The sequence below is a fragment of the Mycobacterium sp. NGS24 genome (assembly GCF_059813065.1).
In genome coordinates, this window is the sequence record NZ_JCALDW010000005.1 from 19,239 (window position 1) to 32,690 (window position 13,452).

Genomic DNA, 13,452 nt, shown 5'->3' on the forward strand with positions numbered 1-13,452 from the left:
TGCGACGATGGCCGAGTATGTCGCCGGAACAGGCGAATTCAACCGGGACACCACGTACCTCACCACGCGCATCACCGCGGACGGACGCGATGGCTATTCGGTCGAGCCGGGCAGATACCGGTTAGTGGTCGCCCGGGCCTGTCCCTGGGCCAACCGCACGATCATCGTTCGGCGACTGCTCGGCCTGGAACCGGTTCTGTCCATTGGATTTTGCGGTCCCACCCATGACGAGCGCAGCTGGACCTTCGATCTCGATCCGGGCGGGGTGGACCCGGTGCTGAAGATCCCGCGGCTGCAGGATGCCTACTTCAAGCGCGACCCGGACTACGCCAAAGGGATCACCGTCCCCGCCATCGTCGATATCCCCACCGGCGCGGTGGTCACCAATGACTTCGCGCAGATCACGCTCGACTTCTCCACGGAATGGACGGCATACCACCGTGAGGGGGCGCCCCAGCTCTACCCTGAACGGTTGCGCGATGAGATCGACGAGGTGAGCACGCGGATCTACACCGAGATCAACAACGGCGTGTACCGATGCGGGTTCGCCGGGTCGCAGGACGCCTACGAAGCCGCCTACGACCGGTTGTTCACCGCCCTGGACTGGGTGAGCGATCGGCTCGAGAATCAGCGATATCTGGTGGGAGACACCATCACCGAAGCCGACGTGCGACTCTTCACCACGCTGGCCCGCTTCGACCCGGTCTACCACGGTCACTTCAAGTGCAACCGCGGCAAATTGTCCGAGATGCCGGTGCTGTGGGCCTATGCCCGAGATCTGTTCCAGACGCCGGGTTTCGGTGACACCACCGATTTCGTCCAGATCAAGCAGCACTACTACATCGTGCACTCAGACATCAACCCCACCGGCATCGTGCCCAAGGGTCCCGACCTCACCAACTGGCTTTCCCCACACGGACGTGAAGCGTTGGGCGGCAGGCCATTCGGGGACGGTACCCCGCCCGGCCCGGTGGCCGACGGCGAGCGGGTACCGACCGGCCACGGTGCGGATCAGGCTGAGCCGTCCTGATCGACCGGTGCCGGGTCTTGGTCACCGGTTCGGCGGTGATGTCCGGCTTGGTTGCCGCCCTTGCCCTTTGCGCTGTACATCGCCGCGTCGGCCAGCGACACCAGATCGGCCAACACAGTATCGATATCGGCCTGGGGCGTAGCGCCTTCCACCCGGAAGGTGGTCGTGCCGATGCTGGCGGTGATCCCGAACGGCAATTCGGCTATCGCGGTGCACAATCGCTGCGCCCGTTCGGCTACTTCGCCGGGCGGCCACTCGTCGGCGAAGGCGAACTCCTCGCCGCCGAGTCGACCGATCACCGCCTTCTCGCCGGTACCGTCCCGCAACGTCTGCGCCACGGACACCAGTGCCGCGTCCCCGGTTGCGTGGCCGTACCTGTCGTTGAGTTGCTTGAACCGGTCGAGGTCGATGACCGCGATCACCAGATCGGTGGCACGGCCGGCACACTCTTGCAAAATGCGTTGCGAATGCAGATAGAAAGCTCGCCGGTTGAACAGACCGGTCAGCGAATCACGATCGGCCCGATACGCGTCCGGCCCGAGGATCTGACCCGCAACATAGAGCGCGAGTGGCGCGGAGATATTGAGCAACACCACCAACCAGAACGCGACAAGAGCACCGGCCAGGCCGAATTGGGCGACCAGCCCAACCGTCTTCACCGACGCCACGACCAGGGCGCAGCAGAAGTTGTACGCAATGACGCGAGCGGAGTGGAACAGCGACTGATGGATGGCCAGGCCCGTGAACGTCGTGCAGCCCAACATGGCCGCGGCGGGATTGCTCTGCGCCAGCACCACCAGCGCGATCCCGGTGCTCGATGCGATGGCGAACCCGGTCGCCTGGCGGCGGGTCGGCCACCGAAGTGCCCACAACAGGGCGTTGGCAGCGGCGCAGACGCCGGCGATCAGCGCCAGCGCGATCGGCACGGTCCCGTGCGGCCCGACCGGACTCCAAATCGATCCGATCGCCACCAGGCTCAGCGATCCCGCTATGAACGAGACGCGGGCGCGAATCGCGCGGGTCATTCCGCGCGCCTCGAGGTGCGAACTCAGCTGGTCGAAATGATCACCCTCGCGCCACCACTGGAGCAGCAACCCGCTCATCTGCCGCACGGCGACCGCACCGTCGTACCGACGCAACTGTGCTCGAACATGCGCGCGCGACGGCGCAAAAGGCATGCAGCGCAACGTGTTGGAGACATCGATCCCAAACTGCCTCAGGAGACCAGGCGGATGGACCATTCCGCATGCGGGGCCTCCCGCAGTTCCCCGTTGTCCACTACCAGCGTCAGCAGCTGCACGACCACCCCGGTCAGTTTGCCGCGCTGCGGGTCGACGGTGGGGATGGTCAGCGCCAGTCGGGTGTCGGGGCGGAACAGTGTGGTGGTGGTGTTCGTGGGGTCCTCATAGATGCGCAGCAGGCGCCAGGGTGCGCGGGAAATGGCTTCGGGCACCGACAGCTGCACCGGAAGTCGCTCGCTCACCCGCAGTTCGCCCTGGGTCTGCGGCGACTGGCAGTCGTCCAGGTTGAGCACATTGCAATACATATACGGCCCGACCCGAGTCAGGTGTCCGTTCGAATAGGCGCTGACGGTGGGGAAGTGGGGGCCCTGACGGCGCATCAGCAGAAACGTTCCGACACCTGCCCCGGCGGCCAGCATGGCCACGATTGCCAGCACTGCGACGACCCGGGGCTTCACTGCGGCATCCCTGCCGCGCCGTGACGCGTCCCTTCCTGCATCACCATCACCGGCCGGTTACCCCCGAGGCCGGGGATCAGCGAACGTCCCCGGAAACTGACGATGGTTTGCGCCAGCCCCGGAATCAGCAGGGCGCTGACCGCGGTGAACCCTACCCAGAGCTCGGTGTACACCAGCACCCCGACCGCCCCGCCCAGCACCCAGGCCAGCTGCAGGGTGGACTCCGAGCGCCCGAATCCCGATGCGCGCGACTCCTCGGGTAGATCGTGCTGCAGCGACGCGTCCAACGATGCCTTCGCGATGGCGCTCGACCCGGAGGTGACCAGGGTGGCGACGGCGGCCAGGACCAGGTTCCCGGCCACCGCGGCCACCAGCGCGAACGCGGTGACCACCACAGTGCAGCGGACCACCAGCACGGCCGGGCGGCCCAGTTCCAATCGTGCGCTGGCGAAGTTGCCGGCGAAGTTGCCCAGGGCGGCCGCAGCGCCGATCAGCCCCAGCATTCCCAGCTGCACCCATCCGTCGGCGTCGTGCGCCTTGGCGACGAACGCTGGATACAGGAACAGGAAACCGACCATCACCTTGATGGTGCAATTGCCCCACAGCGAAGTGATGATGTTGCGGCCCAACGGTTGTCGGAGTTTTCCGCCGGGCTTCTTCGCGGCTTCGGGCCAGCTGCGCCGCGCGGTGTCGCTGTCGCGGTGATAACTCAGCGTGGCGGGGACCTCACCGGCGGTCACCTCGACCCAGCTGGGGATCCGCATCGAGAGCAGCGCGCCGGCGATCGTGATCCCGACGACCACGAACAGCGCGCCGGGCAGCTTCAACAGGTGCGTACCCGCGAACTCGACGCCGGCGGCGATGGCACCGCCGGCAATGGTGCCGCCCAGCAGGCCGAATACGGTCAGGCGGGAATTGACCCGCACCAGGTCGATCGTCGGCGGCATCACCCGGGGTGTCACTGCACTGCGCAGCACGCTGAATGATTTGGAGAACACCATCATGGCCAGTGCGCAGGGGTAGAGCACCCAGGACGGGAAGCTGCCGGTGGCGCCGTCGTAGTTCATGATCAGCACCAGCGCCAGAGCGGTCCGCAGCGCGAACGACATCGCCAGCGCGACGCGCCGGCCGTGCTGCAGCTTGTCCAACGCCGGTCCGATCAGTGGTGCGATGACGGCGAACGGCGCGATGGTGATCAACAGGTACAGCGCGACTTTCGACTTGCTTTCGCCGGTGGCTGCCGCGAAGAACAAGGTGTTGGCCAGCGCTACCGCCATGGCGGAGTCGACGGCGAAGTTCGCCATCACCGGCCAGGTGAGCGCGGTCAGACCGGATTTGTCGGCGCCGTCCGCGGTGGCCGCCCGCTGCACCATCCAGTACATCCGGGACCCCATTTCGCGGCTGCGCATCGCCGCGGCACGGGTGACGGTGATGCGCTCACCGTTGGTGAAACCGCGCGACGGTTCGGGCGGGATGTCGCGTCCGGGTGGTGGTTCGGCGCCCAGCGGCGGCAGATAACGGTTGGAGCTGGGCATCGGTGGTGGGCGGCGGGGGCGGCGGGGGTCGACATCGCCCGCCGGGTAGTTCGCCATGCCGGGATGTTGCCCAGCGCCGCCCGGGTCGCTGTGGGTCCGGCGGCCCGGAGGTGGGGCCACCCGGCCCGGATGATCACGCCGCCGTCCAGACACGGTTCAATTCTGTCCTATGCGGACTGCTGGTGTAGCCAACCGGTGTGGCTGGCCGGACGTGTCTTCCGGCAGTATTAGGGCTGTGTCGCAGAGAGGGGAGAGTGTGACCGGACCCATTGAGGAGACCGGGCAAGGTGCCGGTGCCGTGACCGTGGCGGCATGGCCGGAGGACCTTGCCGGGGTGCTCACGGGTGCCGTCGATCAGGCGCGCGCCGCCGTTGCCGAGTTCAGTGGGTCAACGGCTGTCGGCGAGTACCTGGGTGTCAGCTACGAGGATCCGAACACCGCAACGCACAGCTTCCTGGCCCATCTGCCCGGCTACCAGGGCTGGCAGTGGGCTGTCGTCGTCGCCAGCTATCCCGGAGCCGACCATGCCACGATCAGCGAGGTGGTGCTGATCCCGGGACCGTCGGCGCTGCTGGCGCCGGAGTGGGTGCCGTGGGAACAACGGGTGCGACCCGGCGATCTGGGTCCGGGTGACCTGCTTGCGCCGGTCAACGACGACCCGCGACTGGTGCCCGGCTACACCGCCACCGGTGACCCGCAGTTGGACGAGGTTGCCGTCGAGCTCGGGCTGGGCAGACGCTGGTTGATGAGCCCGTGGGGTCGCGCGGATGCCGCTGAACGCTGGCATGAGGGTGACTACGGACCCGACTCGGCGATGTCGCGGTCCACCAAGCGGGTGTGCCGTGACTGCGGTTTCTTCCTGCCGTTGGCCGGGTCGCTGGGCTCGATGTTCGGCGTGTGCGGCAACGAACTGTCCGCTGACGGGCACGTCGTGGACAAGCTCTACGGGTGTGGCGCCCACTCGGACACGCCGACCCCGGCGGGCACCGGTTCGCCGCTGTACGAGCCGTTCGACGACGGCGTCCTCGAGGTATCGGAGCAGCCGGTGACCGAGCCCGCCAGCGTTGCGGCCGAGCCGGTCGTCGCCGAAGAGCCCGCCGACGCCGAGGAGCCCGTCGTGCCGCAGGAGTCAGTGCCGGACGAGCCGGTCGTACCGGAGGAGCCTGCCGGCGCTGCTGAGCCCGGTGCTGACCCGCCTGCCGCTACCGGCGACCAATCCGACTAACTTTTCTCGGCGGCGGCCTTGATCTTGGCCAGCGAGGTGTTCATACCCTCGACCAATTCCCGTTCGAAGCTGGTGTTGCCGCCGAGCAGGGCTTTGACGGTCATGCTCGAGAACGCAGATACGCCGTTCTCGGCGTGCCGACTCTCGGTGAGGCGGGTGCCCTGGCCCTGCGGCTCGAGTTCGTAGCTCCAGATGGTCCGGTTGGCATCGACCCGGAATGCCAGCCGCTGCTCCGGGACGACGTCGACGACCGTGCTGGTGGTGGGCCAGAACAACCGGTTGCGGCGATTGATGTTCAGGGTGCGGGTGCCGACGCGCAGCGGTCCGAACGGCCGCATCCACCGGCACTGGGGGCTCCACTCCGGCATCCGCCGGAAATCTGAGATCAGCTCCCATACCTTCGCCGGCGGCGCGTCGATGTCGATCTGTGCCTGCAAGAGCGGGCTGGCCATTTGTCCTCCGAGGGTGTGTCTTATTTCGGCTCGAGATACTTCTCGAGCCCGGTCTGGGCGCCGCGAGCGCCGCGTCGGGCAGCTGCCACCTGCCACACGAAGATGCTGGTGCCCAGTACTCCCACTGCCAGGCCGGCCACGGTGATCGGTCGCCAACTCGCTACGCCGGGCACCGCGAAAGCCACACCCGCGGCAATGGCCCAGGCCAGAGCACCGGCCAGGATGACCGGCCAGACCTCGAGCAGTGCCGGTGGCAACGGCGGCGGCTGCGGATCGGTCTCGGTGCTCATCGCGTCTCAACATAACGCGTCGGGCAATCCGGACCCTGTCGAGGGTGTGGGGTCCGTCAGCGCCGGGTTCGTCGTTTCTCGTTCACGTTTCCCGGGTTCCGTTGTAACCTCGCGCTGTGCCTGACAGGGATGCGCGGTTGGCTGCCGACTTGTCGTTGGCAGTCATGCGGTTGTCACGCCAACTTCGTTTCCGGAATCCGTCGTCGCCGGTGTCGCTGTCCCAGTTGTCGGCGCTGACGACGCTGGCCAACGAGGGTGCGATGACCCCCGGTGCGCTGGCGATTCGCGAACGCGTGCGGCCCCCGTCGATGACCCGGGTTATCGCTTCGCTGGCCGACGAGGGGCTGGTGGATCGGGCCCCGCACCCGGTCGACGGTCGCCAGGTGCTGGTTTCGGTGTCCGAGTCGGGTGCCGAGCTGGTCAAAGCGGCGCGGCGGGCCCGTCAGGAGTGGCTGGCCGATCGGCTCAGCACCCTCAACGATGGCCAGAAGGACGTCCTGCGCAATGCCGCCGACCTGATGTCGGCGCTGGTCGACGAAAGTCCGTGACGGCCCCGGACGTCGACGTCCGCGACATCACCGATCCCGACGACCCACGCCTCGACGATTTCCGCGACCTGAACAGCGTTGATCGTCGTCCCGACCTGCCGACCGGTAAAGGCCTGGTGATCGCCGAAGGCGTGCTGGTGGTGCAACGGATGCTGGCCTCGCGATTCACTCCGCGCGGGTTGCTGGGCACCGATCGCCGGCTGGTCGAACTGGAAAACGATCTGGCCGGCACCGCGGCGCCCTACTACCGGGTTACCCCGGACGTCATGGCCCAGGTCGTCGGATTCCACCTCAACCGCGGCGTCCTTGCCGCTGCGGGTCGCGTCGCGGAGGCCAGCGTCGGTGACGTCGTCGAGGGCGCCCGCACGGTCGCCGTGCTCGAAGGTGTCAACGATCACGAGAATCTGGGTTCGATCTTCCGCAATGCGGCGGGCCTGGACGTCGACGCGGTGATCTTCGGCAGCGGCTGTGCCGATCCGCTCTATCGCCGCGCGGTCCGGGTCTCCATGGGGCACGCGCTGCTGGTGCCCTATGCCCGCACCGCGCAGTGGCCCGCCGACCTCGTCGGGCTGCAGGAACGCGGCTTCCGGGTGTTGGCGCTGACGCCGCACCGCGATGCTCGTCCGCTGGCCGAGGCCATGGCTGCGGTCGCCAACCAGCCGGTCGCGCTGCTGGTCGGTGCCGAGGGGCCGGGGCTGACGTCGGCGGCGCTGCTCATCGCCGACGCGCGGGTGCGCATCCCGATGTCGCGCGGCACCGACTCCTTGAACGTCGCGACCGCGGCAGCACTGGCGTTCTACGAGCGGATCCGGTTGGCGCCGAGCGGGGGTTAGGCTGCCTGCATGACCGACGAATCCGTCCCGTGGGGCACGGGTTTAGGGGTGGCCGCATTTGTCGCCGCGGTCACCGGCGCCGCGATCGTGGTGCTCAGCCTCGGGTTGCTGCGGGTGCATCCGCTGCTGGCGGTGGGGCTGAACATCGTGGCGGTCGGCGGGCTGGCGCCCACGTTCTGGGGATGGCGGCGGACTCTGGTGCTGAGATGGTTCGTGCTGGGCGCGGGAACCGGTGTGGTCGGCGCCTGGTTGGCCCTGATCGCGGTGACGCTGCTGGGCGGCCTGGGCTAGCGGTGCCCGCTTGATCGCACCCCGAGCAGCACATCCTCCCAGGCCGGGATGGCCGGCTTGCCCCGGCGGCTACCGGTCGGTTGGTCGGCGGGTGTCTCCGGTGCGACCGGTGCACTGGGTGCGGCCGGTTCCGGTTGCGCGGCCTCGGGGGTGGGCTCGAAGGCCAGATGCGCCACCGGCGCCAGCTGCCGCGGCTTGAAGTCGGGGTCGATGAGCTCGCTGGCCGCGTCGTCGATCGCGCTGACCACACCGCCGTGCGCCCCGGGGGTGAAGCGGAAATGGGCACGGTTGTCCGACCGTCCGGCGTGCCAGCCCAGCTGCACCGTCCAGCGGCTGTCCTCGTTGCGCCAGGCGTCCCAGCTGAGCCGGTCGGCGTTGAGGCCGCGCGCCACCAGCGCGGCGGTCACGGTCTCCAGCAGCGTCAGCACGGCGGGTCCGTCGGCCAGGATCGGGTGGGCGGCAGTTGCCAGTTCGGCAGCGCGGAAACGTTCCAGCAACACCGGGTTGGCGAATCGCTGGATCCGCGCGATGTCGGATCCCGATGCGGCAGCGACCTGTTCGACTGAGGCGCCGGCGCGGATTCGGGCCTGAATCTCCTTGGGGCTCAACATGTTCGTCACGTCGATGTCGAGCGCGGGCTGCTCGACCGGCAGCTCTTCCCCGTTCAATGCGGCCCGTAGGCGGTCGTCGGCCGGAAGTCTGAACTTCTCGGCGGAGCTGGCCCCCTCGCAGAGGACGTATTTGCCGTCGGGATCGAGCCCAACCACTTTGAGTTCCCGCATGGCTTCTCCTCGCAGGCTCCGTGCAGGTCAGCGACGGACCCGTCAGCTGCGCACTCTAGTGCGCCAGACGTCGTTAACCTCGTTGACACGCGGGCGCGGGTCAGAGCCGCTCCACAACCCAGTCGATGCAGGCGATCAGCGCACTGATGTCGTCGGGGTCGACCGCCGGAAACATCGCAATGCGCAACTGGTTGCGGCCGAGCTTGCGGTACGGCTCGGTGTCGACGATCCCGTTCGCCCGCAGCGTCTTGGCCACTGTGGTCGCGTCGATGTCGTCGACGAAGTCGATCGTGCCCACCACTTGCGACCGCAACGCCGGGTCGGCGACGAACGGAGTGGTGAACGATCGCTCCTCGGCCCAGGAGTACAACCGTTGCGAGGAGTCAGCGGTGCGCTTGACCGCCCAGTCCAGGCCGCCGTTGCCGAGCAACCAGTCGAGTTGCTCAGCCATCAGGGCGAGCGTGGCGATCGCCGGGGTGTTGTAGGTCTGGTTCTTCACGCTGTTCTCGACCGCGATCGGCAGCGACAGGAAGTCGGGCACCCAGCGACCCGAAGAGGCGATGGCTTCGACGCGGGCCAGCGCAGCCGGGCTCATGACGGCCAGCCACAGGCCGCCGTCGCTGGCGAAGTTCTTCTGCGGCGCGAAGTAGTAGGCGTCGACGTCGGTGATGTCGACCGGCAGTCCGCCCGCGCCCGAGGTGGCGTCGATGACCACCAGCGCATCTCCGGAGTCGGCGGGTCGGCGCACCGGTACCGCGACGCCCGTCGACGTCTCGTTGTGCGCCCAGGCGATCACGTCGACCGACGGGTCGGACTGAGGTTCAGGCGCGCTGCCCGGGTCCGCTTTGACGATGATCGGATCGCCGACGAACGGGTTCTTGGCGACGCCAGCGGCGAACTTCGCGCTGAACTCGCCGAAGGTGAGGTGCAGCGAGCGTTTGTCGATCAATCCGAACGCCGCGGCGTCCCAGAATGCGGTGGCGCCGCCGTTGCCCAGGATGACCTCGTACCCGTCGGGCGTGGTGAACAGTTCGGCCAGCCCGCTGCGGACCCGGCCCACCAGGTTCTTGACCGGCGCCTGGCGGTGCGAGGTGCCGAATAGGGCTGCTGCGCTGCCGGTGAGCGCTTGAAGTTGCTCGGGCCGCACCTTGGAGGGCCCGCAGCCGAACCGTCCGTCGCGTGGCTTGAGGTCGTCGGGAATCTCGAGAGAAGTCTGGTCGGCCATGGAGATCAGGGTAGTGAGCAGGGTCTGGCTCCCGACGACGCGGGGGACATAACGCCTGGTGACGGCGCTGATGTGAGCTAGCACACAGTCGGTGGGTGCAAGCGGGCTGGGCCACAGCAGGCGGATGAAGTCTGGATAATTCCCAGTACCGGCGGTACCGTATTAATTACACGTCCGAATGCAACCTCGTTGGGGAGGCTTTTCATGGCTTTGAAGGCTAGGACGCGCATGGTTCGACGTTGGCGCCGCAATATGGAGGTGCGCGACGACACGGAGTACGTGGACATGCTCGCCACACTGTCCGAGGGGTCGGTGCGGCGGAACTTCAACCCGTACACCGACATCGATTGGGAGTCACCGGAGTTCGCGGTCACCAACAACGATCCCCGGTGGATCCTCCCGGCGACGGACCCGCTGGGCCGCCACCCGTGGTACCGGGCCCAGTCCGACGAGACCAAGATCAAGATCGGCATGTGGCGTCAGGCCAACGTGGCCAAGGTGGGCCTGCACTTCGAGTCCATCCTGATCCGCGGTCTGATGACCTACACCTTCTGGGTGCCCAACGGGTCCCCGGAGTACCGGTACTGCCTGCACGAATCGGTCGAAGAGTGCAACCACACCATGATGTTCCAGGAGATGGTGAACCGGGTCGGCGCCGATGTCCCCGGCATGCCGCGCCGGCTGAAGTGGCTCTCGCCGTTCGTCCCGCTGGTGGCCGGCCCACTGCCGGTTGCCTTCTTCATCGGGGTGCTCGCCGGTGAGGAGCCCATCGACCACACCCAGAAGCAGGTGCTGCGCGAAGGCAAGGCGTTGCACCCGATCATGGAGCGGGTGATGGCCATTCACGTCGCCGAGGAAGCGCGACACATCTCGTTCGCACACGAGTTCCTGCGCCGACGGCTGCCGCACCTGACCCGCTGGCAGAAGTTCTGGGTGTCGCTGTACTTCCCGCTGACCATGCGGATTCTGTGCAACGCCATTCTTATCCCGCCCAAAGCCTTCTGGCAGGAGTTCGACATTCCGCGTTCGGTGAAGAAGGAACTGTTCTTCCGGTCGCCGGAATCGCGGAAGTGGCTGCGCGACATGTTCTCCGACGTCCGCATGCTGGCATACGACACCGGGTTGATGGAGAACCGTTCGGCCCGGCTGATGTGGCGGATCTGCAAGATCAACGGCAAGCCGTCGCGCTATCGCAGTGAGCCGCAGCGTCAGCACCTGGCCGCTGTGCCCGCTGCCTAACTGTCTGCGAGTTTGCTTATGCCGCACGTGATTACCCAGTCGTGCTGCAATGACGGGTCCTGCGTGTTCGCGTGTCCGGTCAATTGCATTCACCCGTCCCCGGACGAACCGGGCTACGCGACGTCGGAGATGCTCTACATCGACCCGGTGGCGTGCGTCGACTGTGGCGCCTGCGTCAGTGCCTGCCCGGTCGGCGCGATCGTCCCGGACAGCAAGCTCGATGTGCGGCAACTGCCGTTCGTGGCGATCAACGCGTCGTTCTATCCGGAACGCCCTGCGCATGAGAAGTTGCCGCCGACCTCGAAGCTGGCACCGGTGATCCCGGCCGCTGAGGTGCGCGCGCAGGGCAAGCCGTTGACGGTGGCCATTGTCGGGTCCGGGCCGGCGGCGATGTACGCTGCCGACGAGTTGCTGATCCAGCCGGACGTCCGGGTCAATGTGTTCGAAAAGCTGCCCACGCCTTATGGTTTGGTGCGTGCCGGGGTCGCGCCCGACCACCAGCACACCAAGAAGGTCACCAGGCTGTTCGACCGGGTGGCCGGCGATCGCCGCTTCCGGTTCTTCCTCAACGTCGAGGTCGGCACGCACGTGAGTCACGTCGAGCTGTTGGCGCACCATCACGCCGTGTTGTATGCGGTCGGTGCGCCCGACGACCGGCGGCTCGATGTAGACGGGATGGGTCTGCCGGGCACCGGCACCGCGACCGAGTTGGTCGCGTGGATCAATGGGCACCCCGAATACACCGATCTGCCAGTCGATCTCAGCCATGAGCGGGTGTTGATCGTCGGCAACGGCAACGTCGCTCTGGATGTCGCACGGGTGCTGACCGCCGATCCGGACGATCTGGCCCACACCGATATCGCCGATCACGCGCTGAAGCGGTTCCGCAAGTCCGCGGTCCGCGAGGTGGTGATCGCGGCGCGCCGCGGACCCGCCGAATCGGCGTTCACGCTGCCGGAGCTGGTCGGGCTCACCGAGTCCTGCGATGTGGTCCTCGATCCCGACGATCATCGACGGGTGCTCGCGGACCTGGCCACGGTGTCTGACCCGTTGACCAAGGCCAAGCTGGAGATCCTCCGCACACGGGGTGACGGCTCAGCGCCGGCGTCGCGACCGCGGGTGCGGCTGGCCTATGGGCTGACGCCGCAGCGTGTGCTCGGCGAGCAGCGCGCCACCGGGATGGAGTTCCGGGTGACCGGCACCGACGAGCTCCGTCGGCTCGACGCCGGCTTGGTGCTGACGTCGATCGGCTACCGCGGCAAGCTCATTCGCGATCTGCCGTTCGACCAGGATGCCGCCGTGGTGCCCAGCGACGGCGGCCGCGTCATCGATCCCGGCACCGGCCGGCCCGTTCCGGGCGCCTACGTCGCGGGCTGGATCAAGCGCGGACCGACCGGGTTCATCGGTACCAACAAATCGTGCTCATTCCAGACCGTGCAGGCACTGGTGGCCGATTTCAATGCCGGCAAGCTGACCGACCCCGTCGCTGGACCGTCGGCACTGGACCGGCTGGTCGCTGACCGCCAACCCGACGTCGTCGACTCCGCGGGCTGGCGCGCCATCGACGCCGCCGAGGTCGCCCGCGGCGGCGAGGATGGACGTCCGCGCGCCAAGTTCACCGATATCGCCGAGATGCTCGCTGTGGCTGCCACCGCACCGCGGGCGCGGCGGTCACGGGTGTCCGGCCTGCTGCGGCGACTGCGCGAACGCGGCTAGCCGGCCTCCGCGGTCATCGCCTGCTGGATTTCGTCGTAGCTGACCTCCCGCACCGGCTGACCCAACGACCAGTTGTGCCCGAAGGGATCGGCGACCACGCCATAGCGGTCACCCCAGAACTGGTCGCTGAGCGGCATCACGATCGTGGCCCCGGCGTCCAATGCCTGCTGGAACCTCGCGTCGACGTCGTTGACCGTGAGGTGGATGGTGACCGGCGTACCGCCCAGCGACTTCGGGGTCACCGACGTGCCGCTGCACATCTCCGGGAAGTCGTCGTTGAGCATCACCGTGGCGCCGTTGATCTGCACTGCGGCATGCACGAGCCGGCCGTCCGGGCCGGGCACCCGGCCGAGCTCGACGGCGTCGAAAGCCTTGACGTAGAAGTCGATCGCGGCCGCGGCGTCGTCGACGACGAGATGGGGGGACACTGCAGGTTCGACAGTGATGGCCATGTGGTCACTCCTCTGGTGGTGGGTACTGCCCGCTCGGGCTCACATGTACTGACCGGGCGGGCCGGCAGAACTCATCGCGCATCCGCGACGCTAATGCCGGGCACCGACAACTCGTCGGACTTACCAACCGCGGGC

Annotated in this window: 14 protein-coding genes and 1 pseudogene; 7 read left to right on the top strand and 8 right to left on the bottom strand. The window is 67.5% G+C overall.

Features of this window, described 5'->3' with window-relative positions; all coding sequences use genetic code 11:
• The first annotated feature begins 7 nt into the window (after nucleotides 1–7).
• Nucleotides 8–1,030, top strand: a complete 1,023-nt coding sequence (locus AC5Y6Y_RS09160; RefSeq protein ID WP_499929682.1) for a glutathione S-transferase family protein — start codon at nucleotides 8–10, stop codon at nucleotides 1,028–1,030.
• On the opposite strand, the gene AC5Y6Y_RS09165 is transcribed toward AC5Y6Y_RS09160, so the two are convergent.
• From AC5Y6Y_RS09165 to AC5Y6Y_RS09175, 3 genes are read right to left on the bottom strand one after another with little or no spacing between them, the layout of a single operon-like run.
• Nucleotides 1,012–2,208, bottom strand: coding sequence for a GGDEF domain-containing protein (locus AC5Y6Y_RS09165; RefSeq protein WP_463827327.1), 1,197 nt, complete (start codon nucleotides 2,206–2,208; stop codon nucleotides 1,012–1,014). The two genes, AC5Y6Y_RS09160 and AC5Y6Y_RS09165, sit on opposite strands and share 19 nt — an antisense overlap.
• Nucleotides 2,209–2,246: 38 nt before the next feature.
• The gene (locus tag AC5Y6Y_RS09170; RefSeq protein WP_463827502.1) at nucleotides 2,247–2,690 is read right to left on the bottom strand and encodes a DUF2771 domain-containing protein; all 444 of its coding nucleotides are present in this window, start codon (nucleotides 2,688–2,690) and stop codon (nucleotides 2,247–2,249) included.
• Between the two features lie 35 nt (nucleotides 2,691–2,725).
• Nucleotides 2,726–4,384, bottom strand: coding sequence for an MFS transporter (locus AC5Y6Y_RS09175; RefSeq protein WP_499929890.1), 1,659 nt, complete (start codon nucleotides 4,382–4,384; stop codon nucleotides 2,726–2,728).
• A 136-nt stretch (nucleotides 4,385–4,520) separates the two neighbouring features.
• On the opposite strand from AC5Y6Y_RS09175, the pseudogene AC5Y6Y_RS09180 reads away from it, so the two are divergent.
• Nucleotides 4,521–5,309, top strand: a pseudogene (locus AC5Y6Y_RS09180) (DUF3027 domain-containing protein); the annotation flags it as partial.
• A 176-nt stretch (nucleotides 5,310–5,485) separates the two neighbouring features.
• On the opposite strand, the gene AC5Y6Y_RS09185 reads toward AC5Y6Y_RS09180, so the two are convergent.
• Both AC5Y6Y_RS09185 and AC5Y6Y_RS09190 read right to left on the bottom strand, forming a co-directional pair.
• Nucleotides 5,486–5,941: an SRPBCC family protein gene (locus tag AC5Y6Y_RS09185; protein WP_463827328.1), complete on the bottom strand. Its 456-nt coding sequence runs from the start codon at nucleotides 5,939–5,941 to the stop codon at nucleotides 5,486–5,488.
• Between the two features lie 20 nt (nucleotides 5,942–5,961).
• The gene (locus AC5Y6Y_RS09190) at nucleotides 5,962–6,231 is read right to left on the bottom strand and encodes a DUF2530 domain-containing protein (protein ID WP_499929685.1); all 270 of its coding nucleotides are present in this window, start codon (nucleotides 6,229–6,231) and stop codon (nucleotides 5,962–5,964) included.
• A gap of 116 nt (nucleotides 6,232–6,347) precedes the next feature.
• Between AC5Y6Y_RS09190 and AC5Y6Y_RS09195 the strand changes: the two genes are divergently transcribed.
• From AC5Y6Y_RS09195 to AC5Y6Y_RS09205, 3 genes are read left to right on the top strand one after another with little or no spacing between them, the layout of a single operon-like run.
• Complete coding sequence (locus tag AC5Y6Y_RS09195; RefSeq protein ID WP_463827330.1) at nucleotides 6,348–6,779, top strand: Rv0880 family HTH-type transcriptional regulator; 432 nt, start codon at nucleotides 6,348–6,350, stop codon at nucleotides 6,777–6,779.
• Nucleotides 6,776–7,612 (top strand): TrmH family RNA methyltransferase, encoded by an 837-nt coding sequence (locus tag AC5Y6Y_RS09200; RefSeq protein ID WP_499929687.1) that lies wholly within the window; start codon nucleotides 6,776–6,778, stop codon nucleotides 7,610–7,612. The genes AC5Y6Y_RS09195 and AC5Y6Y_RS09200 overlap by 4 nt, the downstream gene beginning before the upstream one ends.
• Before the next feature lie 9 nt (nucleotides 7,613–7,621).
• Nucleotides 7,622–7,903 carry a DUF2537 domain-containing protein gene (locus AC5Y6Y_RS09205; RefSeq protein WP_463827332.1) on the top strand — a complete coding sequence of 94 codons (282 nt, stop codon included), beginning with the start codon at nucleotides 7,622–7,624 and terminating at the stop codon, nucleotides 7,901–7,903.
• On the opposite strand, the gene sepH is transcribed toward AC5Y6Y_RS09205, so the two are convergent.
• Complete coding sequence (sepH, locus tag AC5Y6Y_RS09210; RefSeq protein ID WP_499924795.1) at nucleotides 7,900–8,685, bottom strand: septation protein SepH; 786 nt, start codon at nucleotides 8,683–8,685, stop codon at nucleotides 7,900–7,902. The two genes, AC5Y6Y_RS09205 and sepH, sit on opposite strands and share 4 nt — an antisense overlap.
• Nucleotides 8,686–8,785: 100 nt before the next feature.
• A complete protein-coding gene (gene serC / locus AC5Y6Y_RS09215; RefSeq protein WP_463827334.1) occupies nucleotides 8,786–9,910 on the bottom strand; it encodes a phosphoserine transaminase in 1,125 nt (374 codons plus the stop codon).
• A gap of 204 nt (nucleotides 9,911–10,114) precedes the next feature.
• On the opposite strand from serC, the gene AC5Y6Y_RS09220 reads away from it, so the two are divergent.
• Entirely contained in the window at nucleotides 10,115–11,149 is a 1,035-nt protein-coding gene (locus tag AC5Y6Y_RS09220; RefSeq protein ID WP_499929689.1) for an AurF N-oxygenase family protein, read from the top strand.
• An 18-nt stretch (nucleotides 11,150–11,167) separates the two neighbouring features.
• Nucleotides 11,168–12,865, top strand: a complete 1,698-nt coding sequence (locus AC5Y6Y_RS09225; protein ID WP_499929691.1) for a 4Fe-4S binding protein — start codon at nucleotides 11,168–11,170, stop codon at nucleotides 12,863–12,865.
• Here the strand turns inward: AC5Y6Y_RS09225 and AC5Y6Y_RS09230 are convergent.
• Nucleotides 12,862–13,317 carry a VOC family protein gene (locus AC5Y6Y_RS09230; RefSeq protein ID WP_463827337.1) on the bottom strand — a complete coding sequence of 152 codons (456 nt, stop codon included), beginning with the start codon at nucleotides 13,315–13,317 and terminating at the stop codon, nucleotides 12,862–12,864. The two genes, AC5Y6Y_RS09225 and AC5Y6Y_RS09230, sit on opposite strands and share 4 nt — an antisense overlap.
• Between the last annotated feature and the right edge of the window lie 135 nt (nucleotides 13,318–13,452).

What these genes read in the sequence shown, in the direction of transcription:
- AC5Y6Y_RS09230 (WP_463827337.1), bottom strand. Translation starts at nt 13,317, where the DNA reads ATGGCCATCACTGTCGAACCTGCAGTGTCCCCCCATCTCGTCGTCGAC.
- serC (WP_463827334.1), bottom strand. Translation starts at nt 9,910, where the DNA reads ATGGCCGACCAGACTTCTCTCGAGATTCCCGACGACCTCAAGCCACGC.
- AC5Y6Y_RS09220 (WP_499929689.1), top strand. Translation starts at nt 10,115, where the DNA reads ATGGCTTTGAAGGCTAGGACGCGCATGGTTCGACGTTGGCGCCGCAAT.
- AC5Y6Y_RS09165 (WP_463827327.1), bottom strand. Translation starts at nt 2,208, where the DNA reads ATGCCTTTTGCGCCGTCGCGCGCGCATGTTCGAGCACAGTTGCGTCGG.
- sepH (WP_499924795.1), bottom strand. Translation starts at nt 8,685, where the DNA reads ATGCGGGAACTCAAAGTGGTTGGGCTCGATCCCGACGGCAAATACGTC.
- AC5Y6Y_RS09185 (WP_463827328.1), bottom strand. Translation starts at nt 5,941, where the DNA reads ATGGCCAGCCCGCTCTTGCAGGCACAGATCGACATCGACGCGCCGCCG.
- AC5Y6Y_RS09160 (WP_499929682.1), top strand. Translation starts at nt 8, where the DNA reads ATGGCCGAGTATGTCGCCGGAACAGGCGAATTCAACCGGGACACCACG.
- AC5Y6Y_RS09190 (WP_499929685.1), bottom strand. Translation starts at nt 6,231, where the DNA reads ATGAGCACCGAGACCGATCCGCAGCCGCCGCCGTTGCCACCGGCACTG.
- AC5Y6Y_RS09170 (WP_463827502.1), bottom strand. Translation starts at nt 2,690, where the DNA reads ATGCTGGCCGCCGGGGCAGGTGTCGGAACGTTTCTGCTGATGCGCCGT.
- AC5Y6Y_RS09225 (WP_499929691.1), top strand. Translation starts at nt 11,168, where the DNA reads ATGCCGCACGTGATTACCCAGTCGTGCTGCAATGACGGGTCCTGCGTG.
- AC5Y6Y_RS09205 (WP_463827332.1), top strand. Translation starts at nt 7,622, where the DNA reads ATGACCGACGAATCCGTCCCGTGGGGCACGGGTTTAGGGGTGGCCGCA.